This is a genomic window from Paenibacillus sp. FSL M7-0656 (genome assembly GCF_038003225.1).
Taxonomy (GTDB): domain Bacteria; phylum Bacillota; class Bacilli; order Paenibacillales; family Paenibacillaceae; genus Paenibacillus; species Paenibacillus amylolyticus.
In genome coordinates this window covers 1,448,277-1,473,884 of the sequence record NZ_JBBOOT010000001.1, presented here as the reverse complement: position 1 = coordinate 1,473,884, position 25,608 = coordinate 1,448,277, and the positions used below count along the sequence as shown (strand labels likewise).

The 25,608-nt window shown below is 46.2% G+C and carries 24 protein-coding genes; 21 read left to right on the top strand and 3 right to left on the bottom strand.

What is annotated here, in order from left to right; translation table 11 throughout:
- The first annotated feature begins 42 nt into the window (after positions 1-42).
- From MHI01_RS06130 to MHI01_RS06095, 8 genes are all read left to right on the top strand, one after another.
- The gene (locus MHI01_RS06130; protein WP_340982765.1) at positions 43-2,592 is read left to right on the top strand and encodes a beta-mannosidase; all 2,550 of its coding nucleotides are present in this window, start codon (positions 43-45) and stop codon (positions 2,590-2,592) included.
- Positions 2,593-2,758: 166 nt separating this feature from the next.
- On the top strand, positions 2,759-3,310 hold the full coding sequence (locus MHI01_RS06125) for a hypothetical protein (RefSeq protein WP_340982764.1): 552 nt from the start codon (positions 2,759-2,761) through the stop codon (positions 3,308-3,310).
- A 77-nt stretch (positions 3,311-3,387) separates the two neighbouring features.
- Positions 3,388-4,092 (top strand): response regulator transcription factor, encoded by a 705-nt coding sequence (locus tag MHI01_RS06120; RefSeq protein ID WP_340982763.1) that lies wholly within the window; start codon positions 3,388-3,390, stop codon positions 4,090-4,092.
- Complete coding sequence (locus tag MHI01_RS06115; protein WP_036670551.1) at positions 4,089-5,129, top strand: sensor histidine kinase; 1,041 nt, start codon at positions 4,089-4,091, stop codon at positions 5,127-5,129. The genes MHI01_RS06120 and MHI01_RS06115 overlap by 4 nt, the downstream gene beginning before the upstream one ends.
- Before the next feature lie 34 nt (positions 5,130-5,163).
- Positions 5,164-5,889 (top strand): cytochrome c biogenesis CcdA family protein, encoded by a 726-nt coding sequence (locus MHI01_RS06110; protein WP_442789456.1) that lies wholly within the window; start codon positions 5,164-5,166, stop codon positions 5,887-5,889.
- Between the two features lie 18 nt (positions 5,890-5,907).
- Positions 5,908-6,489 (top strand): redoxin family protein, encoded by a 582-nt coding sequence (locus tag MHI01_RS06105; RefSeq protein ID WP_036609013.1) that lies wholly within the window; start codon positions 5,908-5,910, stop codon positions 6,487-6,489.
- A 16-nt stretch (positions 6,490-6,505) separates the two neighbouring features.
- The gene (msrB, locus tag MHI01_RS06100; RefSeq protein WP_081745905.1) at positions 6,506-7,594 is read left to right on the top strand and encodes a peptide-methionine (R)-S-oxide reductase MsrB; all 1,089 of its coding nucleotides are present in this window, start codon (positions 6,506-6,508) and stop codon (positions 7,592-7,594) included.
- 237 nt (positions 7,595-7,831) lie between these two features.
- Positions 7,832-9,742, top strand: a complete 1,911-nt coding sequence (locus MHI01_RS06095; protein ID WP_340982762.1) for an AraC family transcriptional regulator — start codon at positions 7,832-7,834, stop codon at positions 9,740-9,742.
- Between the two features lie 136 nt (positions 9,743-9,878).
- On the opposite strand, the gene MHI01_RS06090 is transcribed toward MHI01_RS06095, so the two are convergent.
- Entirely contained in the window at positions 9,879-10,550 is a 672-nt protein-coding gene (locus MHI01_RS06090) for a hypothetical protein (RefSeq protein ID WP_127546188.1), read from the bottom strand.
- Positions 10,551-10,594: 44 nt separating this feature from the next.
- Entirely contained in the window at positions 10,595-11,116 is a 522-nt protein-coding gene (locus tag MHI01_RS06085; RefSeq protein WP_127546191.1) for a hypothetical protein, read from the bottom strand.
- A gap of 228 nt (positions 11,117-11,344) precedes the next feature.
- Here MHI01_RS06085 and MHI01_RS06080 point away from each other — a divergent pair, with 228 nt between their 5' ends.
- The 5 genes from MHI01_RS06080 to MHI01_RS06060 all read left to right on the top strand — a co-directional run bounded on the left by MHI01_RS06080 (position 11,345) and on the right by MHI01_RS06060 (position 15,373).
- Positions 11,345-12,022 (top strand): SOS response-associated peptidase, encoded by a 678-nt coding sequence (locus MHI01_RS06080; RefSeq protein ID WP_036608866.1) that lies wholly within the window; start codon positions 11,345-11,347, stop codon positions 12,020-12,022.
- A 187-nt stretch (positions 12,023-12,209) separates the two neighbouring features.
- A complete protein-coding gene (locus MHI01_RS06075) occupies positions 12,210-13,340 on the top strand; it encodes an NADH-dependent flavin oxidoreductase (protein WP_340982761.1) in 1,131 nt (376 codons plus the stop codon).
- 137 nt (positions 13,341-13,477) lie between these two features.
- Entirely contained in the window at positions 13,478-14,245 is a 768-nt protein-coding gene (locus MHI01_RS06070) for a DeoR/GlpR family DNA-binding transcription regulator (protein ID WP_340982760.1), read from the top strand.
- A 20-nt stretch (positions 14,246-14,265) separates the two neighbouring features.
- Positions 14,266-14,724 (top strand): OsmC family protein, encoded by a 459-nt coding sequence (locus MHI01_RS06065; protein WP_074094724.1) that lies wholly within the window; start codon positions 14,266-14,268, stop codon positions 14,722-14,724.
- 58 nt (positions 14,725-14,782) lie between these two features.
- Positions 14,783-15,373, top strand: coding sequence for a DUF2062 domain-containing protein (locus tag MHI01_RS06060; protein ID WP_340982759.1), 591 nt, complete (start codon positions 14,783-14,785; stop codon positions 15,371-15,373).
- Here the strand turns inward: MHI01_RS06060 and MHI01_RS06055 are convergent.
- The gene (locus MHI01_RS06055; RefSeq protein ID WP_340982758.1) at positions 15,351-16,280 is read right to left on the bottom strand and encodes an AEC family transporter; all 930 of its coding nucleotides are present in this window, start codon (positions 16,278-16,280) and stop codon (positions 15,351-15,353) included. The genes MHI01_RS06060 and MHI01_RS06055 overlap by 23 nt on opposite strands.
- Before the next feature lie 214 nt (positions 16,281-16,494).
- Here MHI01_RS06055 and MHI01_RS06050 point away from each other — a divergent pair, with 214 nt between their 5' ends.
- From MHI01_RS06050 to MHI01_RS06015, 8 genes are all read left to right on the top strand, one after another.
- Positions 16,495-17,577: a lactonase family protein gene (locus MHI01_RS06050; RefSeq protein WP_076327805.1), complete on the top strand. Its 1,083-nt coding sequence runs from the start codon at positions 16,495-16,497 to the stop codon at positions 17,575-17,577.
- A gap of 381 nt (positions 17,578-17,958) precedes the next feature.
- Positions 17,959-18,591, top strand: a complete 633-nt coding sequence (hxlA, locus tag MHI01_RS06045) for a 3-hexulose-6-phosphate synthase (RefSeq protein ID WP_036670570.1) — start codon at positions 17,959-17,961, stop codon at positions 18,589-18,591.
- 4 nt (positions 18,592-18,595) lie between these two features.
- On the top strand, positions 18,596-19,159 hold the full coding sequence (gene hxlB, locus MHI01_RS06040) for a 6-phospho-3-hexuloisomerase (RefSeq protein WP_340982757.1): 564 nt from the start codon (positions 18,596-18,598) through the stop codon (positions 19,157-19,159).
- 267 nt (positions 19,160-19,426) lie between these two features.
- A complete protein-coding gene (locus MHI01_RS06035; RefSeq protein WP_036608849.1) occupies positions 19,427-19,786 on the top strand; it encodes a winged helix-turn-helix transcriptional regulator in 360 nt (119 codons plus the stop codon).
- Between the two features lie 844 nt (positions 19,787-20,630).
- The gene (gene pepF / locus MHI01_RS06030; RefSeq protein WP_076318670.1) at positions 20,631-22,433 is read left to right on the top strand and encodes an oligoendopeptidase F; all 1,803 of its coding nucleotides are present in this window, start codon (positions 20,631-20,633) and stop codon (positions 22,431-22,433) included.
- Between the two features lie 138 nt (positions 22,434-22,571).
- A complete protein-coding gene (locus MHI01_RS06025; RefSeq protein ID WP_340982756.1) occupies positions 22,572-23,060 on the top strand; it encodes a DUF2500 domain-containing protein in 489 nt (162 codons plus the stop codon).
- Positions 23,061-23,295: 235 nt separating this feature from the next.
- Positions 23,296-24,789, top strand: coding sequence for a rhamnulokinase (locus MHI01_RS06020; RefSeq protein WP_127546212.1), 1,494 nt, complete (start codon positions 23,296-23,298; stop codon positions 24,787-24,789).
- Between the two features lies 1 nt (position 24,790).
- Positions 24,791-25,552, top strand: coding sequence for a DeoR/GlpR family DNA-binding transcription regulator (locus tag MHI01_RS06015; protein ID WP_340032755.1), 762 nt, complete (start codon positions 24,791-24,793; stop codon positions 25,550-25,552).
- Positions 25,553-25,608: the final 56 nt, after the last annotated feature.

The window sequence follows — 25,608 nt, the reverse complement described above, 5'->3', positions numbered from 1 at the left end:
ACAAAATAATATTTACCAACTCTAACAACAATGGAGGCTGTCATGAGCACAATACAATCACATGTTTTTCAGAATTGGACGTTCAAGGCTTGCGAAGATCAAGAGTGGATGCCGGCTCAGGTGCCCGGCTGTGTGCATACAGATTTGCTGAAGCTGGGCAAGATTCCAGATCCTTTTTATGGAACAAACGAGAAGGAAGTACAATGGATTGATAAGATAGATTGGGAGTATCAGACGGAATTTGACGTTGCCGAAGGGTTGTTCTCCCAGGAAAATCTGGAACTGGTGTTTGATGGTCTGGATACATATGCGGATGTGTATGTGAATAATGTGCATGTGTTATCAGCAGATAATATGTTCCGGGTATGGAAGGCAGATGTAAAGTCTGTATTGAAGGGGAACGGCAACATTCTCCGAATACGTTTTCGGTCACCAATTCAGGAAGATCTGCCTAAGCTGGAGAAGCTCGGATATGCATTACCTGCATCGAATGATCAGTCCGATGTTGGTGGACTTGGCGACAAGAGAGTAAGTATTTTTGCACGTAAAGCCCCGTATCACTATGGTTGGGACTGGGGTCCGCGTTTTGTAACCAGTGGGATCTGGCGTGAAGCACGTCTTGAAGGTTGGACACAGGTACGAATCAATGATGTGTATATCCAGCAAAATGAAGTAAGCGCTACCTCAGCTTCATTAACAGCTGTTGTGGAAGTCGAGACATCACAAGCGGTAGATACGATTATTCGTATCGGCGCAGATGGACAGAGATGGGAAAGATCCGTATCACTACAACCCGGAACTCAGACTGTGGAGATTCCAATCTCTATTGATGAACCGAAACTGTGGTGGAGCCGTGGGCTTGGTGATCCGCATATGTACACCTTCCTTACCGAAGTGCTTCAAGGTGAGCGAGCTGTGGCTGAATCTACAGTGAAGACGGGGCTTCGTTCCATTCGGCTGGTACGTGACAAAGATGAAGCAGGAGCATCCTTTTACTTTGAACTAAATGGTGTTGCGGTCTTTGCCAAAGGGGCCAATCACATTCCAAATGATAGCTTCATCACTGAAATTACTCATGAACGTTATCGTCATGAGATCGTATCCGCAGCCGAGTCTAATATGAATATGCTACGCGTGTGGGGTGGCGGAATCTATGAGCAGGATGTGTTCTACGAACTGTGTGATGAATACGGAATCCTGGTATGGCAAGACTTCATGTTTGCATGCAGCATGTATCCAGGAGATGAAGCGTTCCTGAACAGTGTGAGACATGAGGCGATTGATAATGTGAAACGTCTGCGCAACCATCCAAGTATTGCACTCTGGTGTGGGAACAACGAGATTGATTCGGCTTGGGCTCACTATGTTGAGAATGGTGGCTGGGGTTGGAAAAAGGAATTTACTGCCGAGCAGCGTGAAAGCATCTGGGCCGATTACGAAGCCATCTTCCATGATTTGCTGCCAGAAGTCGTTGAAGCATATGCGCCAGGTGTGGATTACTGGCCTTCCTCACCACTGGTATCACTGACAGGGGATGAGACGCAGCATGCGCACCCATCCACAGCTGAAGGGGATATCCACTACTGGGGCGTGTGGCACAATGTAGAACCATTCGAGAACTACAACGTGCATGTGGGTCGTTTCATGAGTGAATACGGATTCCAGTCTTTCCCGGAGTACAAGTCAGTACGCACTTACGCAGAAGAAGAGGATCTGGCTCTGGAGTCGGAAGTCATGCTGGCTCATCAAAAGAATGGGGCAGGTAATCGTCTGATCAAACAGTACATGGATATGTACATGCATGAATCGAAGGACTTCCCATCGTTCCTGTATATGAGCCAGGTGCTTCAGGCGGAAGCAATGAAGACAGCCATTGAAGCGCACCGTCGCCGCAAACCATTCTGTATGGGCACACTTTACTGGCAAATGAATGACTGCTGGCCGGTGGCTTCATGGGCAGGTATGGACTACCTTGGTCGTTGGAAAGCATTGCAATATTATGCGAAACGCAGCTTCAGCGATGTGTTGGTATCGGTAGATGGAACAAAAGAAGATACAACAGATATATATATCATCTCGGATCAATTACAACCTGTAAAAGGTCAGTTACAGATTCGTTTGCTCGGGTTCGATGGAACGGTGCATCGTGATGAAACACATGACGTGACCTTGGCATCTAATACAGGTGATCGAGTGCTGTCATTACGTAACGCGGAATGGCTTGGAGGTCATGATACAGCTAACACGCTGCTGCGCCTGGATCTGAAACAGGAAGGTGCGACGAATATCGTACAGGAACACTATTTTGTTCCGTCCAAAGACCTTGCTCTACAGCCTGCAACCATCAATGTAAGCGGAGGAGCGGATGAAAACGGCGTTCATCTGGTACTGGAAAGTGACGTGCTTGCTAAACAGGTATGGTTATCTTCGGATGTGGAGGGTGTCTTCTCAGATAACTTCTTCGACTTGATTCCTGGCATTCCGGTGAAGGTGCAGTTCACTTCCAGAGAGGGATTGCAGTCTAATGATGTGATATCAAATCCGGGACCGATCGAGGTTCGATCCATGATTGATTTTATTCGTTTGACCTAGAAGAAACGGTTGGAGTCTCTCGTAAGAGAGATTTCAACCGTTTTTTTATTGAAACCTGACCCCATTTATATATCGTAATGGTTTCGTAATAATTCGCTTAGAGAATCGTAAGCTGTCTTGCTTATTGTAATCCATGTAAGTAATAAACGAATGGAGAGTGATAAGAATGATGAAAACAAATAAGAGCAAAAAAGTGATGGTAGCAGCGGTATTGGTGATGTCTATGGCCTTTTCTGGATTGGCAAGTGCTGCAGATATGAAAACGATTAAAAAGGATGGCATGGAGCTTGTTCAATTGAGACAGGCGGCGAAAATGTATGATTACAGCATTGTGTGGGACAGCAAGGATAGATCTGTAACTTTGATGTATATGGGCAAAATGGACGACATGAAGATGAAAGATGACAAGATGATGAAAGACGACATGAAGATGAAAGATGACAAGATGATGGAAGACGATAAGATGATGAAAGACGACATGAAGATGAAAGATGACAAGATGATGGAAGACGATAAGATGATGAAAGACGACATGATGATGGAAGAAACGATGATGCCTGCGGGGAAAACGATTAAATTGTGGATTGGATCGAAAAAAATTATGGTAGACGGTATGCAAGTTAACTTGAAATCGATGCCTGTCATCTATGAAGGGAATTCGTATGCGGCTGAGTCTGTAATTAAACAATACATGATGCCAGCCATGGGAATGAAGTAATTTAAGGGCTAAGCATTGCCATCACCATATGATATGATTGGCTCAAATGTATTTTCTGGAATATGGGGTGGGTTCGTTTGAATGAATGTGTACTGGTTGCTGATGATGATACAAATATTACGGACGTTTGTCGCAGGTATCTGGAACGCGAAGGTTATCTTGTCGTGACGGCTAAGGACGGTTTGGAGGCTATTGAGCTGTGGCACAGCCAAACGCCAAGCTTGATTGTGCTCGACCTGATGATGCCACATAAGAATGGCTGGGAAGTTTGCAACGAGATTCGGCAAACTGAGGATGTGCCCATTGTAATGCTGACGGCCCGTGGTGAGGAACAGGACCGTCTGATGGGACTGACGATGGGGGCGGATGATTATCTGACCAAACCATTCAGTCCGAGAGAACTCGTCTTACGTGTAAAGGCAATCCTGCGGAGAATGCGAACTGCACAGGCATCACCTGTTACAACATCTGAATATACGATCAATTATGAAGGGCTTACCATTGATTTTACCAAGCGTGAAGTGCATATCAGCGGGCAGGTAATTGAATTGACCGTTACAGAGTTTGAGATGTTGTATTTGCTGGCAAGTCACCCGGGTCAGGTGTTCTCCCGTAACCAGATGTTAAGCAAGATTTGGGATTTTAGCTATGAGGGAGATACAACAACGGTGACTGTACATGTTCGGAGATTACGAGAGAAGATCGAACAGAATCCTTCTGATCCAAAATATATTAAAACAGTTTGGGGCATAGGATACAAGTTTGCGGGTGGTAGTTCATGAAACTTCGCACATACTTGGTGTTGTCCAGTCTCACGGGCATTGGCGTATTATTAATTTGTTTGTTCATCAGTTATTCCAAAATGTTACTTACGATCGAACAATTGTATTGGTTATCGGCTATAACGGCAGGGGTAGGCTTACTTTCGTTTATTCTTCAATATTTGCTGACTAAGCCATTAGAGAAATCAATTGCGCGAATTACACAGCAGACAATACGAATTGCCGAAGGGGATTTCCATACGGAAGTCCCTCTCATCGGTACGCAGGAATTTAAGCTCCTGGCACAGCAATTTAATGAAATGAGTTCCAAGTTGAAGGAAAGCTTTGATCATCTACATCACTCAGAAACCGCGAGACGAGAGTTGATCGCCAATGTTTCCCATGATTTACGGACTCCCTTGGCATCCATTCAGTCATTCGTCGAAGCGTTGGAGGATGATGTCATTAAGGATAAAGAAACCTTTCAACGTTACCTGAACACGATACGACTTGAAACGAAGCGTTTGGGAGGGCTTATTCAAGATTTGTTTGAATTATCCAGCCTGGAAGCGCAAGGGGAGGTATTTGACCCTCAGCCTTGTCACGTTGATGAGTTGCTGCTCAGTACGTTGGAGAGTTTTTCGTTTCATCTCGCCGAGAAAACGCTGAACGTTGAAATCGATTTGCCCGATAAATTACCAGCCGCGGTCATGATGCCTGCACAAATGAAGCGGGTCCTTTCCAATTTGCTGCAAAATGCCATTCAATACTCTCCTGTTGAAGGAAAAATCATTCTGGCTGCCGAAGAAAAGGGGCCGTTTATACGAATTTCAGTTACGGATGAAGGGGAAGGCATTGAAGCGGAGGAGACTTCGCGTATATTTGAACGTTTTTATCGAATTGACAAATCACGCAGCAAGAGTAATGGGGGGGCCGGGCTTGGCCTTGCCATCGCTCAATCAATTGTGGAACTCCATGGTGGCGAGATCGGGGTTCAGAGTACAAAAGGAGAAGGAAGCTGCTTCTGGTTCACGCTTCCGATCTACGTCAGTCGTTAACCTTGGTTAATCAAACGTAGTATTTATTCAGGTGGTGAATGACTTGACCAGTGATTTGGTTTTTCTTTTCGGGGTTTTTGGTGCAGGATTGTTATCGTTTTTTGCGCCATGTATTCTGCCGCTGATCCCGGTATACGTGTCTTATCTATCCGGAAGCATGGTCAACGGTACGAATCAGCAGCAGCCTGACACCCATTCGGTTCGGTTGCGGTCCACACTTGTTTTTCGGACATTTTTATTTGTTCTTGGGCTGTCCCTGGTATTTGTTTTACTCGGTTTTGGTTCCGGCATGGTTGGTAATTTGATCTCAAGTCCTGTGTTTATTGCGATCTGCGGAGCCATCGTGGTGCTTTTTGGGATTTATCAAACCGGGTTGATCCGGCTATCCTGGCTGGAACGGGAGAGGAAGCTGTCAAGCAATCAAGCCAAACGGGGAGGGTATGTCGGAGCGTTCCTGTTGGGTCTAACGTTTAGTTTTGGCTGGACGCCTTGTATCGGGCCTGTGCTGGCGGCCATTCTTGGTATCGCCGCAGGAGAAGGCTCTCCACTGTATGGCGGGTTTCTCATGTTCCTGTATACCCTTGGATTGGCGATTCCTTTCCTGATTCTGTCCGTTTTTTCGGAATATGTTATGAAGCGGATACGTCGTTTATACAAGTACATGGGCGTCATCAAAATAACTTCCGGCTGTATTCTTATTGTCATGGGACTATTGTTAATGACAGACCGACTAAACAGCTTGGTGACCTGGTTTCAATAATCATTGGAGGAATTTGGTATGAAGACGGCACGGAAATGGATGGTATCTGTAATCGTATTCGCTGGAGCCCTGTTGATCTTGAGCGCATGTGGATCACAGCAAACTGAATCAAAACAAACGGGGTCATCATCAGCCCCAGCATCAACATCCGATATGAGTTCGTCAACCATGATGAACAAGGGAGAGACGGCTCCTGAATTTTCATTGCGTGATCTGAAAGGAAACACGGTTGGACTTTCTGATGTTCAAGGCAAGAAAGTGTATGTGAAATACTGGGCTTCCTGGTGTTCCATCTGCCTTGCGGGTTTGGAAGACCTGAACAATCTGGCTGGTCAAAACAATGATTTTCAAGTCATTACGATTGTGACGCCGGACTACAAAGGAGAGAAATCCTCCCAAGCGTTTACCGAATGGTTTGACCAACAGCCATATGATAACATAACTGTTCTTTTGGATGAGAAAGGTGTATGGGCCAAGAAATTTGGCGTAAGAGCATATCCTAGTTCCTTTTATATTGGCTCTGATGGTATTTTAACGAAATCGCAGCCAGGGCATGCATCCAATGAACAGATCATGGAGTCATTACAAGAGATTTTGTGAGAAAGGAGGAAGTGTCATGAAAAGGACGCTGCTGTGCCTGTGCCTCCTTGTTATAGCGATAGTTGTGTCTGCTTGTGGAAACAGGGCTGAGAGCCATTCAGCTTCATCTTCGATATCCACTAAACCTGTCAAGGCTTCGAGTGTCTCTGAGGAAAACCTGAGTAACCTGTACTTGGCAGGAGGCTGCTTCTGGGGTGTGGAGGCATATATGGCTCGTATTCCAGGGGTTCAGGATGTGACTTCCGGTTATGCCAACGGTGAAGGAAAGAATCCAACATATGAGGATGTTATTCGCGGGGACCAGGGGTTTGCGGAGACTGTTCATGTAAAATATGATCCGCAGCAAGTATCTTTGCAGAAATTGCTTGAATCTTATTTTCGAGTTATTGATCCTACCAGCTTGAATAAGCAGGGCAATGATCGTGGAGTTCAGTATCGGACTGGCATATATTATACGTTGCCTGAAGATGCCAAAATCATCGAGCAGGCTGTAGAGGCAGAGCAAGAAAAATATGACCAACCCATTGTAACGGAAGTAATGCCTCTGCAGAATTATTATTTGGCGGAGGAGTACCATCAGGATTATTTGGAAAAAAATCCGAACGGATATTGTCACATTGATATGACTGTTTTGGATGACCTGGAGATTGGAATTGATCCCGCTCAATATCCACGTCCAACAGATGAACAATTAAAGGAACGTTTAACAGACGAACAGTATGCGGTCACGGTAAACAATGATACGGAGCATGCGTTCAGTAACGAATACTGGGATAATGAGGAGCCCGGTCTGTATGTGGATATTGCAACGGGAGAGCCGTTATTCACCAGTCGAGATAAGTATGATTCCGGTTGCGGGTGGCCGAGTTTTACAAAACCGATTGTACCTGAGGTTGTTACCTATACAACGGATACGAGCTTTGGTATGGACCGCACGGAGGTACGAAGCCGGGCAGGTGACATCCACCTCGGGCATGTGTTCGATGATGGTCCCGAAGATCGTGGTGGCAAACGTTACTGCATTAACAGTGCATCGATCCGCTTTATTCCGCTAGACAAGATGGAGGAAGAACGATACGGATATTTACTGTCTTTTGTCGAGTAGAGAAGGGCAACTGACTTTATCAAAACATAATAAGGCCATAATTTTAGAATGGTTGAGATCTCTCTATGAGGGATTTCGACCGTTTTTTTTTTTTGCGGCATCTAACAAAAACGAAGGTAGGCTTCAAAGATGGTTGCATCATTGTTATAATTGATAATCATTATCAATTATAGGTGGGTTTTTAGTCACAATGCCAAGGTATTGTGTGTGTTTGATCGCTTAGGAGAGGGAGTTTATATGGGAATTCAGAATGACATCAAGCTGTGGGATCAGGTTCAGGTTCGCGTGCTTGATGTGCGTCTTATATCACTCGCAACACACGAGTTCATACGCAATTATGTGTTACCGACGAGTGCATTTGTGTATGTTCAAGGCAGGGGGCAGGTCTGGCTTGATGAAGAGGTATGGACTACAAACCAGTTCTTGTTGCTGCATGGGGGAAAAGGAAGACGTCTGACACTTGAAGCGACAGGGGTTATGGAGGTACATCTGATTTTGTACAAATCAACCTTGCCCTCCAATGTGCTTGTGGAGTACCGAATGATGTTGAACCAGCGTAATCCGTTTGAAGAGTCCTGGGCGACAGTGCCGGATCATACACTTGAGCTGCGTGAGCTTGTGCGGAATATACATGAATGCTGGTCAGGGCAGGAGCGAGTGGGCAAAATTCAGGTCAAAGTGTATTTTTTTCAACTGGTACAGCTTGTCTTGTTACAGCGGAGTCGCATGTCTAACGAAGTTCAACAGCCTTCGCTTACCGATCAGGTTTTGCGATATATCAAAGCTCATTACCGGGAATCCATCTCACTTGATTCGCTTGCCCAGTCCTTGAGTTACAGTCCGCAATATTTATCACGCAAATTCAAGGAACAGACGGGATGTACACCGACAGAATATGTGATTCGGTTACGAATGGGTGAGGCAAGGAGTCTGCTTGCGTCCACAGAAGCTTCATTACAGGAGATTGCTGCGTATGTGGGTTATATGGACCCGTTTTATTTCAATCGTATATTCAAAAAAGAGACTGGAATCACACCAGGGCAATATCGGTTGAAGCAGCAGGAAAACTCGAAATCAGTTTCAAAAAGTACATTAAATGCAACAAATCAATCCATTGTAACAGGAGGGGATGAACGTTATCCTTTAATTGATGATGATAATCATTATCAATATAAGGGAGATGAGGAAATCAACATGTTTAACCATTTTAAATCAGCGATTATGTCGCTTGCGCTTGTACTCACATTGAGTGCTTGTGGAACAGCCCAGCAGGGGGCAGAAACATCCGAAGTTGCGGCTGAACCCGAACAACCGGCAGTCGTGGAGACCCAAATGGTAAATACGACCTTTGGTGAGGTAGAGATTCCTGCACATCCCGAGCGAGTTGCTGCCATAGATTATCTGGGAACGGTGCTTGCTCTTGGTGTCAAACCGATTGGTGGAGGCCAATTTCTAATGAACAGTCCTTATCTGGAAGGTCACATGGATGGTCTTGAAACGATAGGGGATTCCGTTGAACAATTGATGGAGCTGGAACCTGATCTCATTATTACATTGAATCCGGACAAGGCGGCTTATGAGAAATATAGCAAGATTGCTCCGACCGTTTCGATCGCATCCATCACTTTTCCGACACTCAAGGACGAAGTGAACTATTTCGGTAAAGTCCTTAGCAAAGAAGCGGAAGCAGAGAAGTGGCTGGCTGATTTTGATGAGGAGATTGCCAAAATCAAGCAGGAGGTGCAGAGTGTTGTTCCAGCTGATGCTACATTCTCCGTTATGCAGGAATATGATCGCCAAGTCTTCATTTTTGGCAATCAGTCGGGCCGGGGAGGGCGTAACATCTACGAATTGCTTGGTTTGCAAGCACCAAAGAACATTCCATCCGAGTTGATGCAGGGCGCCTATCATGAATTCTCCATAGAACTGCTCTCCAAATACGCTGGAGATTACATTGTGCTGACCAGCAAGTCTCAGTTGAAAGACCTTCAGGCAGATCCGATCTGGGGTTCATTGCCTGCTATCAAAAATGGAAAAGTGTACATATGGACGGAAGAACAATCCTGGTTCCGTGACCCTATTGCCTTGTTGAAACAGACACAGGATCTGGCTGAATGGATTATTGGACTTAATACACCGTCTAAATAAGGAACTTCAAAAAACCGTGCCGCCCAGTTTGCTGAGCAGCACGGTTTTCATTTTCTTATGTAGGACTGAACAGTAGAGGGGATTAGGGCCTGTACGGAGATGAAATAATAGTGTGGTGTGATTACCGTATAAGAGTTTATTCGCTCTTTTGTTCGTTCTGAATTTCTTGCAGATCCTCCAGTTGCAGTGTGAGGTCATTCTCGGGGTTTGCGCTCACAATGACTTCTGACTGTGATTGTTGCTGACCAGGCTGATTCGACTTGGCGGCAGGTTTAATCACGTAGAGACTTTGAACGGAGTTGAGCAGGCTGGCAGGGGTGTCTTCATACGTTTCCAGGAAGAGTACATAGTCTTTGGTAGGAATCAGCTTGAGGTTGTCATCATTAATAATCTCGGTGTTACCAAGTTGTCCCCCAAGTTGCTTCACTTCAAGTTTTTCCCCGGCAGTGTAACCGCCTTTATAGGATTCAGCGACCTGAATCGTGTGGATCGTATAGATTTTGTCAAAAGAAGCTGGCTCTCCGCCCGGATCGGACGCAGGGTTTAACTCGTTTTCATTGGCAGCATCAGTAACTTGTACGATATCGTTTAAAGCTTCCACACGAGTCTCAACAACACTACCTTTCACAATGGTATTTGCTCTCTCGGACAGGTCGCCAATGCTGCCATAACTCGGGTGATCTTCAGAAGCAATAATGGTCATGGGTGCATCGGATGGGGACGCGGTAGGTGTAACAGAAGAACATCCAACAGCAGATAAAATGAAAATGGAAGAGAGAAGCAGCGTTAATACTCGATTTTTGTTCATGGACAGGAATCCTCCTTGGATTTTTGGGATAAGTTCGTAGCGGATTAGTACTTGGATTTTACGTTATTGATATCAAAAGTTTGGGGTTGGGTCATGGAATTGCGGTTACGGGAGTAAGACATAATGGAAGGACTACTTGTTGTCGGGTTGTCACCGAGCCAGATGGAGTGTCCGAGTTCGTGGACAAATACGCTTTGAATGAAGTTGGATAAGTTGGTCGCGTCAGGGGTGATTGTGGATGCATTGAGTTCGATGCGGAAGCTTACGACTTGACTGCCGGATACGGAGGCGTAGTTGACACCATATGCTGTATTATTGAAGTTTCCTGCGGTGATGATGTTTGGGGAGTTACTTGTTTTGGTGAATTTAACTTTGGCACCTGCATTGTTCCAGTTGGTAAGGGAAGCGTCCATGGGAGTCTGCCATGCGGCGGCGTAATTATACGTACGAATGGGGATGGTGGTGCTGGGATAACCGTAGGTCAGAAAGGTTGCCGCATAGATGGTACTGCCAAACATCGCAATCGCTGAGAACAACATGATGCTCATCAAAAACTTCCTTTTCATACTTAAAACCTCCAATAAATGTATTTTATTCTCTATTATAGTAACAAGTAATATTGGAGTTGAAATGAGTCCGAGGTCGTTGTTTTTGTCGTGAAAAACATGAAATATATCTTGATCCGACCCTAATGGTGTCAAAATAAGTCATTTCCTGTTCAATGTTCATGAATAATTTCCCTAAAATTACAAACAATACGTTCAACTTCTCATAGGGAAAGGTAGTGCTTGAACATGTGCAACCGTTTTTCATTGGCAGCCGATTTGGACGATGTCAGAGATCATTTCAAGATTCAGCGAGTGATGTATTATTACAAAAACCGATACAATATCAGTCCAACCCAGCATACGCCGATTATTTTGCATCAGGATGGTGAGCGTGTACTGGATGAGTTCCGGTGGGGGTTCATTCCATTCTGGGGGCGTGATGCCGTTAACGCAAACCTCATGACGGTGCATGAGAATCCTTCCTATTACAAACTGGTAGAGACCAAGCGCTGCGTTATTCCCTGCAATGGATTATATTACTGGCGGCAAGAGGGCAAAAAAAGTTATGCGGTTCGTGTTGTTATGCCGGATCGTGGCCTGTTTGGGATTGCTGGGTTATATGAGGTGTGGAGAGATACACGGAAAGAGCCGCTTCGGACCTGCACGATGCTTATGACAGGCGCAAATATGGTTACACGCGAGTTTGGCAGTAAAATGCCAGCGATCCTTTCCGAAGAAGAGATCAACACCTGGCTTGACCCGGCAAATACACGGGTGACTCAGTTGTTACCGCTATTGAAATCGTATAACAGTACAGAGATGAATCTGTATCCAGTAACCCCAATGGTCGCCAACGATGAACACGATTGTTACGAATGCGTAGAAGAGATGGATCAGAAGCTGGCTTACGTTCGGAGTTTCTGAGTATCCTTTGGAAGATGTGAAGAAAATGAAGAGGGCTGAGAGTCTGGAGACACTCTGCTCTTTTTTTCCTTTCTGAAAATGAAAAGTTGCAATTGCAGTGAAACGTAACTATAATCATTACAGTAAGCGAACGCATATATTCATATATCTATTAAAAGAGATATTTATAATCAGGAGGGAACCACGAATGAATCCAAAGTTTAACCAGATGTTTGAACAAGTGTCACTACCGACTGGCATTACACTGAAAAACCGTATCGTGCTCGCTCCCATGACTCATATGTCCTCGAATGCTGATGGTACGATATCCGACGCTGAACTTGCTTATTATGCACGTCGCACCGGTGGTGCGGGCATGTCAATTACGGCTGTAGGGCATGTAACAGAGACAGGCATTGGTTTCCCGGCTCAATTTGGCGTATATGACGACCGCTTCATTCCTGGTCTGAAAAAACTGGCTGATACCATGAAACAACAGGGCTCCGTAGCTGTATTGCAAATTTTCCATGCGGGCCGTCTGACTCCTGAACAAGCTGTACCTGCGGGTCAAGTAGTTGCTCCTAGTGCGGTTGCAAGTGAGCGTCCGGGCTCTCCTGAACCAAGAGAGTTGACGGATGCCGAGATTACTTCGATTATCAAAGACTTTGGTGAAGCGACACGTCGTGCAATCGAAGCCGGCTTTGATGGTGTTGAGATTCACGGTGCTAATGGTTATCTGATCCAGCAATTCTTCTCCCCGCATTCCAACCGACGTGAAGACCGTTGGGGTGGTAGTGTCGAGAAACGTCTGACATTCCCACTTGCTGTAGTGGATGAGATTCAGAAAGTGGTTGCCGAACATACCAAACTGCCGTTCATCATTGGTTACCGTTTCTCCCCGGAAGAACCGGAAACACCGGGACTCACAATGGAAGATACGTATCTACTAGTGGATGCGCTGAAAGATAAAAATCTGGATTACCTGCACGTTTCCCTGAACGAATTCTGGTCCAAGCCAAGACGTGGCGAAGCAGATACACGTTCTAGAATGGAATTCATCCTGGATCGTGTGAACGGCAAATTGCCTGTGATCGGTGTAGGTTCGATTCATACGGCTGATCAGGCCGCTGAGGCGCTTCAAACGGGAGTACCTCTGCTTGCCATTGGACGTGAGCTGATTATTGAACCGGATTGGGTTGAGAAAATCGAGAGCGGACGGGAAGAAGATATTGAGACGATTCTGACCAAATCCGATCAGGAACGTCTGGTTATCCCTGACGGGTTGTGGAATGCAATCATCCACACACCGGGCTGGTTCCCTATGGCAGAAGATAAATAAGATACACTTCAGAACTGGAATGGAGGGGGCGAAAGCTCCCTCTTTTTGCACATGGTCCAAATTCTCCTTGTCATCGCTCTGTGGTATGATGGATGAACAGGATTAACTGGATAATCAACGGTTTGGAGTGAAGGAATATGCTCGTAGCTGAACGGTATGAGAAAATAGTGGAATGGGTGGATACGCAAGGCAGCATGCGTGTGACCGAACTTAGTGAGCGCTGCGGGGTGACGGAAGAGACGATTCGTCGTGATCTGGACAAGCTCGAACAGGCGGGCAGGCTCAGACGGTCCCATGGCGGGGCGGTCAGCGTAAAATACAAGGATGAGTTACAGTCGGAGATTCCGTATCCGGAACGGGCTGTAGCCTATGCAGAAGAGAAGCGCAGAATTGCAAGCGAAGCGGTGAAAATGGTGGAATCCGGCGACCGGATCGCCCTGGATGCAAGTACAACGGCGTGGTATATGGCGGCAGGATTGCCAAACATTCCACTGACGGTATTAACCAACTCGATTAAGGTCGCCGCAGAGCTGAGTAACAAGGAGCAGATTCGTGTGATTGCCACAGGTGGGCAATTGGCTTCGAAGTCACTGTCTTTTGTAGGACCGCTGGCGGAACGTTCGCTTGATGCCTATCATGTGGATAAAGTATTTCTGTCTTGCAAAGGAGTGCATCTGACCAAAGGCATCAGTGAATCCAATGAATTACAGGCCTTGGTGAAGCAGAAAATGATCCATATTGCGGATGAGGTCATTTTACTTGCAGATTCCAGCAAATTTAACATACAGGCGTTTACCAGAGTTGCTGAGATGAGCAGTGTGGGGAAAGTGATTACAGATCAGGGTGTAGACGAAGAGCACGTTAGCGCATTGATTGAGCAGAATATTACGTGTATACGTGTGTAAACAAGAAAGGAATGAATGTCATGAAACATCCTTTTCATCTGAAAGCGGTATGGAATGGTGGGCGTAACAGTGAGGGAACAATCGATGCAGGTGGATTAAAAACGGTCATATCGATTCCGCAGGAGATGGGCGGACCCGGTACGGGAACTAACCCGGACGAGATGCTGCTGGGTGCAGCCTCCACCTGTTACCTGATCACGCTGGCAGCGATGCTGGAGCGTTCGGATATTACGCCGGATGAATTAACGCTTGAATCGGAAGCAACGGTAGATGTTACAAATAACGTATTTACGTACGAACGGATCGTACATAGACCTCGGATTGTGCTCAGCGCAGATGCCTCTGAGGCGGATCTGACCAAGGCTGAGCGCTTGGCGCATAAGGCTGAATCCTCCTGTATGATCTCCCGAGCGGTGGCAGGTAATGTCCAGATGGAGACACAGCCGGTCGTTGTTACTACAGGTGCTAACGCGGTGTGATATACTGAAGAATAGACGATTCAAGTTGTCATTTGTGTAAAATAAGGAGTAATTCGGTATGAACACACAGAAGCGCAAGACTAACCGCTGGGTACGTTTAACACGTGCTATGAAGCTGAATTTTCTCAAATTGTTACGTGCTCCCGGAGGTGCCCATAAAGTATCTACCGGATTTGCCATAGGGTTCGGACTGGAACTGATCGTGATCTCGACGGCTTCCCTGATCTATCTCGTATTTTATCCGATTGTGCGACTGTCTGGGGGTTCGGTGCCAGCAGCCATTGTTGGTAATGTGATCGGGAAACTTACGTTTTTACCTATTATCCTGATGCCGCTCGCGAAACAAATTGGCTCATGGATATTGCCTGCGCACAGCATGGGACATGGACCGGTACATGAGAGTGCATTCATGGAGCTGTTTCGCGGTAACTGGTCGGCCGTGAGTGAATTGTTGCTTGGTGGACTAGATATTCTGGCAGGCATGTCCGTGTTTGGTGTCATTCTGGGTGTGATTTCGTACTTTGTCGTGAAATTCTTCTACGTCAGAGCGCTCAACCGGCGTTATGAACGCCGGCTGGAGAAACGCCGCCAAGCGGATATCGCTTCGGTATCACCTCCGGTATTAATCAGGAAGCCATCACAATCATAATGGGCAGCATCAACATGGATGCTGCGGTGGTCCACAGAATACAGCGGGATACAAACTGCGGAGAAGCATTAAACTGTTCAGCCAAAATAACGGCGTTCACTGCGGTCGGCATCGATGCGAGGATCAGCAGCACACTGAACAACGTACCTTCGACCTGAAGAGCGGTCAGTATAAGCCAGGACAGGATTGGCGCAGCTGCGAGACGGACCACAAGCCCGGTCCAGAAAGCTCGGCGTACATTGGGCAGCCAAGGCACCGTTGCACCTTTTGGTCTGAGCATCTGTGCTCCCAGAATGGCGAGAACGACAGGAGAGTATCCCGCAGCCAGCATGGAGATCCCTCCATCCAGCGCTTCAGGCAGGCTCAGATTGGATGCACGTAGCACAATGGCGATGCCAGCAGCATAGATGGATGGCATGCGGAAAACGGAAAGGATCGCATCTTTCACCGTGAATTCGGATCTCGCGGCAAAAAAGATACCTACCGTATTAACAATGATCATCTGTCCAATGACGTAGACCGAAGCCTTGTCCAGTCCAAGCTGACCAAAGGCAAGCAGTACAAGCGGGAGCCCGTAATTCACGCAGTTTGTAAACGTGGAGACGAGGGTGAGACCCGCTTTTTCGCTTGCACCCAGACGGAACACCCGGCTCAACAGCTCGGCGAGGGCCCACAGAGCAATCAGATTAATAATAGAGAACCAGAACGTGCTGGTGACGTCCGTCCAGGTAATCTCTGCATGCAGCAATGTATTGAAGATGAGCGCAGGGCTCAAAATATAAAGGGAAAAGGTCGAGAGCGACCGGGTATCCCAATTTTTAAAGCGTTTTAACAGAATACCTCCGATCACGGGAAGTGATATCGGCAAGAACACATGGTATAAGGTGAGTAAAAATGAGTGAAGCAATGCAATTCAGTCCCTTCTGGATGAAAAACCTATCTTATCATAGCAGAAGATGCATCTCATATGAATGGATTTCAGTATGATGATGTGTAGTAATCGCCTTGCTTAACTAAGGATTTCCCTGATGGGTAGCGACAGCGGATTGCTATTTTGATATGGCAGATTTATTATAGAAGAGGTGCAACAAGATTACATACACATAGAGGAGGAAACTGTAATGAGTGAATCAAAACGCTTGCTCGTACTTGCTGGCTCTTACGCCGAAGCGGAAAATGAGGGCATTTATGCATATGAATTGAATGAGGATACAGGCAGCTTGTCCAAGCTTGACGGCATCGCTGGTGTGAAAAACCCAACGTTTGTCAACGTGGATGCTGAGGGTAATAAACTGTATGCGATTGGTGAAACAGCGTCAGCTGAAGGCAACAAAATGTCTGAAGCTGTAGCTCTGAGCATTGATCCTTCTACAGGAAAATTAACGTTGCTGAACCGGAATAACTCCATTTCAGCTCCGCCATGTCATATCCAGCGTGACCCTTCCGGCAAATACTTGATCCTCTCCAGCTACCACGGTGGTCTGGTAGGTCTGCAAGCCTTGACGGATAACGGTGAAGTTGGAGCGCTTCTGGACGAGAAGAAACATGAAGGACAAGGTGCGCATCCTGAACGTCAGGACAAGCCACATGTTCACTCCGCATTCTTCAGCCCAGATGGTAAATACATGATGGTACAGGATCTGGGCGCAGATAACATCGCGATCTATTCTATTGATGCAGACAAAAATGAACTTGTGCTGCACAGTGAAACCAAAACACATCCGGGAGCAGGCCCACGTCACTTGGCATTCCACCCGAATGGTGAATTCGCTTATGTCATCAACGAAGTGGATTCTTCCATTACTTCGTTCAAATATGATGCAGCAGCGGGTACGTTGACTGAATTGTCTACAGTCTCCACACTGCCTGATGGATATGATGGCAAAGAGAATACAACAGCCGAAATCACGGTTTCCAATGATGGGCGTTATGTATATGGTTCTAACCGTGGACATGACAGCATCGTTGTATTTGCAGTAGATGCAGACAAAGGTCACCTGACACTGGTTGAGCATGTATCTGCAGAAGGTGAGCACCCGCGTCACTTTGCGCTGACACCTAACGGCAAATTGCTGATCGCAGCTAACCGCGATACGAACAACCTCGTGACATTCACGGTGGATCAGGAGAGCGGACGTCTGAAATACACTGGTCACAGCACAGGTGTATCCAAGCCGGTATGCGTGAAACCTGTATATCTGTAAAATGATAAATTTCTAAACCAGCTTTGGCTGGATTGAAAATGAAACAATAAAGATAAAGACCCTGCCATGTGGCGGGGTCTTTTATATTGAATATCTAATTGGATGATTAGGCTGCTGTTCTGCTGTAAGCATGTGGATTGGAATAGAGGATTAATTCTATATTTGATTCACCTAACAACGAATAATTATCAATAGTATCCCCCAAGTAACTACCCCACTTCAAAGTGCGTACTTCCTGAATGGATAGTCAGGGTCTACAATGAGTGAGTAGCCAAAACAAACACTGCATGCATCTGAACAGACAAATTGGTGCAGGCTAAATATCTGATTATTATTTTTACAGGAACGAATCATACTTGAACAACAAAGGAGAAATAAATGATGAAATTGCAATTGGCGCTTGACTTGGTAAATATCCCTGAAGGTATCGCACTGGTTAAAGAGGTTGAACAATATATTGATATCGTTGAGATTGGTACTCCAATCGTTATTAATGAAGGTTTGCACGCGGTTAAAGCAATGAAAGAAGCATTCCCTAATCTGCAAGTTCTTGCAGACCTTAAAATCATGGATGCTGGTGGTTATGAAATCATGAAAGCAGCTGAAGCTGGTGCGGATCTAATCACTGTGCTTGGGGCAACCAATGACAGTACGATCAAAGGTGCAGTAGCAGAAGCGAAGAAACAAAACAAACAAGTTCTTGTAGACATGATCAACGTGCCTAACCTGGAACAACGTGCTCGTGAAATTGATGCGCTTGGCGTAGATTACATCTGTGTACACACAGGTTATGACCTACAAGCTGAAGGACAAAGCCCGTTCGAAGATCTGCAAACGATCAAAGCTGCTGTGAAAAATGCTAAAACGGCTGTCGCTGGTGGAATCAAGCTGGAAACATTGCCAGAAGTAATCAAAGCACAACCGGATCTGGTTATTGTAGGCGGCGGTATCACAGGACAAGCAGACAAAGCGGCAGTTGCAGCTGAAATGCAACGTCTCGTTAAACAAGGGTAAGCAGATGAGCAAAACACAGTACGCAGCTGACATCTTGAAGGAGCTGGAACGTACGCTAAGCCAGATCGACGATGCAGAGATGCAAGCGATGGCTGAGCACATTCTGGCTGCGGAACAGATTTTTGTAGCAGGAGCAGGTCGGTCAGGACTTATGGGGAAGGCTTTTGCCATGAGACTGATGCAGATGGGGCTTCGTGTATATGTGGTGGGCGAGACCGTAACACCTGGGATCAGCTCGAAAGATTTCCTCTTGCTGTGCTCTGGCTCAGGAGAGACAGGCAGTCTGGTGGCCATGGCTCAAAAGGCTAGTCAGGCTGGTGCGCCTGTAGGTCTCATTACGATTAAGCCAGATTCCACGATTGGGAAATTGGCAACTACGGTAGTGCGTCTCCCGGCTTCAGCCAAAGAGGACACAGCAACTTCCGGAGCGGCAGTAACCATTCAGCCGATGGGCTCGTTGTTCGAACAAGGACTGTTAATCGGCATGGATGCTCTCATCCTTACGATGATGGAAATGAAGGGTATGACCGGAGCGGATATGTTTGGCCGCCACGCGAACCTGGAATAGTGAATAGATGAAAGACCGGAATCCTTTGATTATGAAGGGTTCTGGTCTTTTCTGCGATACATAATCATTCATCTGTATAGGTTTTATCCGTGATTTACAGTTAAACTTTGCATCCCGACCAGGCTGTAGTAGAATTAATAGATAGCTGTATCGAATGAATGTACTTATTACATCATGCATGGAGCGGAAAGCTTACCTCATGTGTAGTGTCCCCGTGATATGTGTAATATACGCGATATAAGATTGAAGATGAGGGGGCTCGGAGCCATGGCGTCCGAAGTGAAGGAACGGATTAATCTGAAAGAAATCAACTGTGAGAAGGAATTGACCCTTGCGGTGATCGGTGGCAAGTGGAAACTGATTATTTTGTGGCACTTGGGCCTGGAAGGCACCAAACGTTTCAGTGAGCTGAAACGCCTAATCCCTCATATTACCCAGAAGATGCTGACCAACCAGTTACGTGAGCTGGAGGAAGACAAACTGATTGAGCGCAAGGTGTATGCAGAGGTACCACCTCGGGTGGAATATACGTTGACAGATCACGGTCAAAGTCTGATGCCCGTCCTGCACGCAATGTATAACTGGGGTAAAAATTACGGCGAAAATGTAATCTGGAAAGAAAGCTAAATAAGTTATAGTTAGAATGACCGCTAGGTAAATGGATTCTACCATAAACCAGCGGTTTTTTAGTTACTTTTAAATTTTTGTCACATGAGCAAAATTTTATACGAAACGTAGAGGACAGCTTTTCTAATATGAAGAAATATGATGTTTGAGAAAAAACTCCTTGTATGATTTTTTATGGATCCGGAACGCTAGCGAGTTAACGGATTAATAAACAAACCAAGGAGAGGTTACAAGGTGCATTCTATTCAATCAAATCCAGAGGTAAATATTCCAAATAATCATTACTATTGATAGAATTACAAGCGTTACGACATTCCATTTGGTTCTTTGATTATTCGTTGTGAAAAGCATTATTCCGAACAATACAACACTAAAAACTAATACAGCTACGTTGTTTCGAAAAAGAAAAATGAATAGCAACATAGCAGTCATAATTAAATTCATTATTACATTTAAGTTCAAATCACTCGAACCTCCAATAGCATACTTCTTTAATCAATGTAAACATTTTATTCTCTAACTATTAACGCAAGTCTTTGTTTTTATTAAAAGATTGAAAAATGTATGATAATACGCAATTCAAAATTATATAATAATGTATCTCATTACTATTTTTGCGTTTTTCAAATATATGCCAGTAGCAACGGTGTTAAGCCATTTTGCTCTTTAAAAGGAATTATATCTATTTTCCAATCCAATTCACCTTCTGTATTTGATGAATATTGAGAGATCAACTGTTATCTACGACAATGCTGAGTCTCATTTTAAGAGATGTCATGTATAGATGCGCGGAATATGATACGATGAGAGATATTGGAAAATGCAAGGAGGATGACAACTAAAGATGGAAAAAATACGTACACGTGCTGAGGTAAACCCAGAAACCACTTGGGATCTGAGAGACTTGTTTGTAACCGATGTAGAGTGGGAGCAGGAGCTTCGATCACTTCCTCAGGCTGCTGCCCAGATCGAAACATTCAAAGGACGTCTTGGCGAAGGCGCTGAACAATTGCTGGCTTGTCTGGATGCGCGTGAAGCTTTGCAGGAGCGGATCGGCAAGACGGCTTCTTATGCCCGCTTGAAGCAGTCAGAGGACAGCACGAATCCGGTGAATATTGAGAATTCAGCCAAGGCAGGAGATATCCTATCAAATCTGTCGTCGTCCTTGTCTTTTGTCAATTCGGAGATCGTTGATCTGCCGGAGGGAACCGTTGAGCGTTATCTTGAAGAGCTTCCGGAATTGGAGCCGTATGCGCGCAGTTTGGAGCGTTTGATTCGAGAAAAAGCACATCGGCTTACGCCTGAGACCGAGAAGGTACTCGCTTCATTAGGAGAGGTACTGGATTCGCCATACCGTATCTATCTGCGCGGTAAACTGGCAGACATGACGTTTGACGATGCTCTTGATGGAGAGGACAATAATCGTCCACTGTCCTGGTCATTCTATGAAAATAATTATGAGATGTCGTCTGATACAAAGCTGCGCCGTTCTGCTTATGCTGCATTCAGCTCGACATTAAATGATTACAAAAATACGTTCGCAGAAGGTTATGCAACCGAAGTGAAGAAACAGGTTGTTTTATCCAGGCTGCGTGGTTACGACGATGTTACAGATATGCTTCTCAGCCCACAACAAGTGAGCAAAGAGATGTACAATAATATTCTGGATATTATCCAGCAGGAACTCGCACCTCATATGCGCAGACTGGCGGCTCTCAAGAAACGTGAACTGGGTCTGGACAAACTGATGTTTTGTGATCTGAAGGCGCCGCTTGATCCTGAATTTAGCCCTGCCATTACATATGATGAGGCGTGCATACTCATTCGAGAAGCACTTGATGTGCTTGGGCCGGAGTACGGCGAGATCGTAGAGCGCGCATTCAGTGATCGCTGGGTGGATTACGCAGATAACGCAGGCAAATCCACAGGGGCATTTTGCTCCTCGATATATGGTTCACACTCCTATATCTTAATTTCATGGGCGAACAATATGCGCGGAGCATTTACACTTGCCCATGAAGTGGGGCATGCAGGCCACTTCATGCTTGCGGGACGTTACCAACGGCTCACGAATACACGGCCATCTCTTTATTTCATTGAGGCGCCGTCGACCATGAATGAAATGCTGCTGGCCGATCATCTATTGAAGCGTTCCGATAATCCGAGAATGCGTCGCTGGGTCATTTTGCAATTGTTGAACACGTATTACCATAACTTCGTTACACATCTGCTGGAAGGTGAATTACAGCGCAGGGTGTACGCACGCGCAACCAATGATGAGCCCATTACGGCAAAGACGTTAAGTCAACTCAAGGGAGACATCCTTTCCGAATTCTGGGGACCTGATCTGGTAATTGATGAAGGGGCCAAGCTCACGTGGATGAGACAGCCTCATTATTATATGGGACTATATCCGTATACCTATGCGGCAGGCTTGACGGCTTCCACAGCGGCTGCACAGCAGATTCGTGAAGAAGGACAGCCTGCGGTAGATCGCTGGCTTGATGCACTCAAAGCTGGTGGAAGTCTCACACCACAGGAGTTAATGAAGCTTGCGGGTGTGGATATGTCCGGACCTGAGCCGATTCGCTCTGCGGTTGCTTATGTCGGCAGTCTGGTCGACGAACTTGAACGTCTGTATTCCTGATCTGGTTCATATAGTATATGGACAAGGCAGAACGGGTTGTCTGCATGCACCGCCTTCCTTGCGTGGGGGGCGGTGCATCTTATTTTTGCAAGGGGAAAGGAACGATGATGAATGGCGTTAACGAGCGTGTCCTCATCGATGGGCCGATTAAGCGTAGACGGCTTTGGTGTGTTTGACGACATGAATGGAGTACCAGGTTTTGAAGGCAATCAGGGTGGTTTTTTTTCGGGATTTAATGAGTTTGCTACAATGAATGCATTTGCTTCGATTTTCATTGGCGCCATATTTCTCATCATTGCGGGAGTCATTGTTTTTGTTATTATTTCAGGCATACGCTCAGGGATGTCAAATAACGCGGCAGCCTTGTTAACCCTGCACTCAACAGTGGTAGCCAAACGAACGGAAGTCTCAGGTGGAAGCGGCGATAGCAGTGCGACTACCCGGTATTATGTTACATTTGAATTCGACAATGGGGAGCGCACTGAACTGATTGTTGGCGGAAACCATTATGGTATGATGGTGGAAAATGATCGAGGGATGCTGACGTATCAGGGGACACGTTTCAAGCATTTTGAGAGAGATGTACAACCCCAGTCGGGGGTAAGCAAAGGTCAATTTTATACGTAAAAAAAGAAATGCGGCTCCTCCCAGGTGGGAGAGAGTCGTTTTTGGTATACCCAAAAGAAAGAAAAACTGAAGGGTATTCAAACGCTTACATTGGTGATATACTCGTAAAATAAAGTAAAACAGTATTAAACAAAAACAAACAAACAATAAATACAGAATAAAGTACAGAGTTACGGTCTGAATCAAGGGATACCGTTTGGAAAATAGGATGGGTTCGAAAGGTTGGTGAAGCGCGGTGAGTGTGCTGGCTTATGATTTGGGCGCTGGGAGCGGGAGAGCGCTACTGGGACATCTGAATGATCGAGGGATCGAAACAAGCGAAATTCATCGGTTCAAGAATGAACCAGTGAAGATTGGCGAGCGGATGCACTGGGATATTCTGCGATTGCATCATGAATTGTTGCAGGGGCTTACCCTTGTGAAACAGCAGGGAGAACAGCCGGAGAGCCTGGGGATCGATTCCTGGGGCGTTGATTTTGGTTTGCTTGGCAGTAATGGTGAGTTGCTTGGTAACCCGTATCATTACCGTGATACACAGTTTAACGGCATGATGGATCAGGTACGCCAAGAGCTGAGCTCTCAGCGAATCTTCGAACGTACAGGGATACAGTTTCTTAGCTTTAATACCCTGTATCAATTGGCAACGCTTCAACGCAGCGGTTCCCCGTTGCTTCATGAAGCAGAGCGTTTTCTCATGATTCCGGATTTGCTACGTTATTTCCTGACAGGGGAAGCGGTGAATGAGTTCACCAATGCAACCACAACACAATTATACAATCCATCAGCGGGGCAGTGGGATAGTGAGTTGCTGGCGCATATTCGTATTTCGGAGAAACTGTTTGGTAAAGCCGTGCTGCCAGGTACCCGTGTTGGACAATTGCGAAGCAGTATCTGTAACGATCTGGGATTGTCCCCGATTCCCGTGATCGCTGTTGCGGAGCATGATACGGGTTCAGCCGTTGTGGCTGTTCCTGCAACGGAACGTTCATTTGCTTATCTGAGCTGTGGAACCTGGTCCCTGATGGGTACGGAGATAGATCATCCTGCAATTAGTACCGAGAGTCTGGCCTTGAACTTCACGAATGAAGGCGGGGCGGGCGGAACATTCCGTCTGCTGAAGAACATTATGGGTTTATGGATTTTGCAGGAAAGCATGCGCGAGTGGGAGCGCCAGGGGCAGGGAATTAGCTATGATGCGTTATTGGCGCAGGCGGAACAAGCACCTCCATTTGCCAGTTTGTTTGATCCGGATGATGAACTATTCATGCCAGCAGGAGATATGACGACCCGTATACGTCAGTATTGCCGTGATACAGGGCAAGTGGTACCAGAGGATCAGGGGGCTATTGCCCGGGCAATTCTGGAGAGTCTTGCATTGAAGTATAGAAGAGTTCTGGAATGGACGGAGCAATTGTCGGGTCAGGCGTTCAACGGATTGCATATGGTCGGTGGAGGCATCCAGAACCGCCTGTTATGTCAGTGGACTGCAAATTCCATTGGTAAGCCGGTATGGGCGGGTCCAGCAGAGGGAAGTGCCATCGGGAATATGGCTGTGCAATGGATGGCGAGCGGAGCTTTTAAAGATATCTGGGAAGCGCGTAAGGCCATTCGTGATTCATTTCCGGTAACTGTGTATGAGCCGCAGGACAGGTCAATCTGGGAAGATGCTTATGGCAGATTTCTGCGTGTGACGGCTTCATCTAATTCACAAGCGGGGAGTGAGGTGTAACATGCTGGCAGCCGAGCGGTATGACCGGATTGTGGAGATGGTGAATGTAAAGGGCAGTATGCGTGTATCCGAGCTTAGTGAGCGCTGCCGGGTGACGGAGGAAACCATCCGGCGTGACCTGGATCGGCTGGAACACGCAGGACGACTACGCCGATCTCACGGTGGTGCAGTGAGTGTGAAGGAAGATCAACCGGAGATCCCTTACCGGATCAGGGAGACAACCCATGCGGAAGAGAAAAAGCGGATTGCACAAGCGGCTCTGACGATGATTAATCCGGGTGATCGCATTCTGTTGGATGCGAGCACAACGGCAGGTTATATGGCAGCGAACATGCCGGATTTTCCGCTGACGGTCTTAACCAACTCGATCCAAATTGCCACTGAACTCAGCAACCGTGACAAGGTTGAGGTCATCTCAACAGGGGGCCAGCTGGCATCGCGCTCGTTGTCTTTTGTTGGGCCGCTGGCGGAGCGTTCTTTGGAAACGTATCACGTGGATAAAATGTTCATGTCGTGCAAAGGTGTACATCTCGAAGGTGGCGGAATCAGTGAATCCAATGAACTCCAGGCAAGGCTGAAGCAGAAGATGGTTGGCATATCAGATCAAGTCATCTTACTTGCAGATGCCAGTAAATTTGGTGTACGTGCTTTTGCCCGAGTATCCGGGTTAAATGCAGTCCATATGATCGTTACCGATCAGCCATTGGAGGCTGAACAGACAGAACATTTGAGCGGATACGATATTGGTATCATCACGGTTTAATCTTTCAGATTTTATCTATATAAAATGAACTAAACATTTACACGAAACGGAGTGTC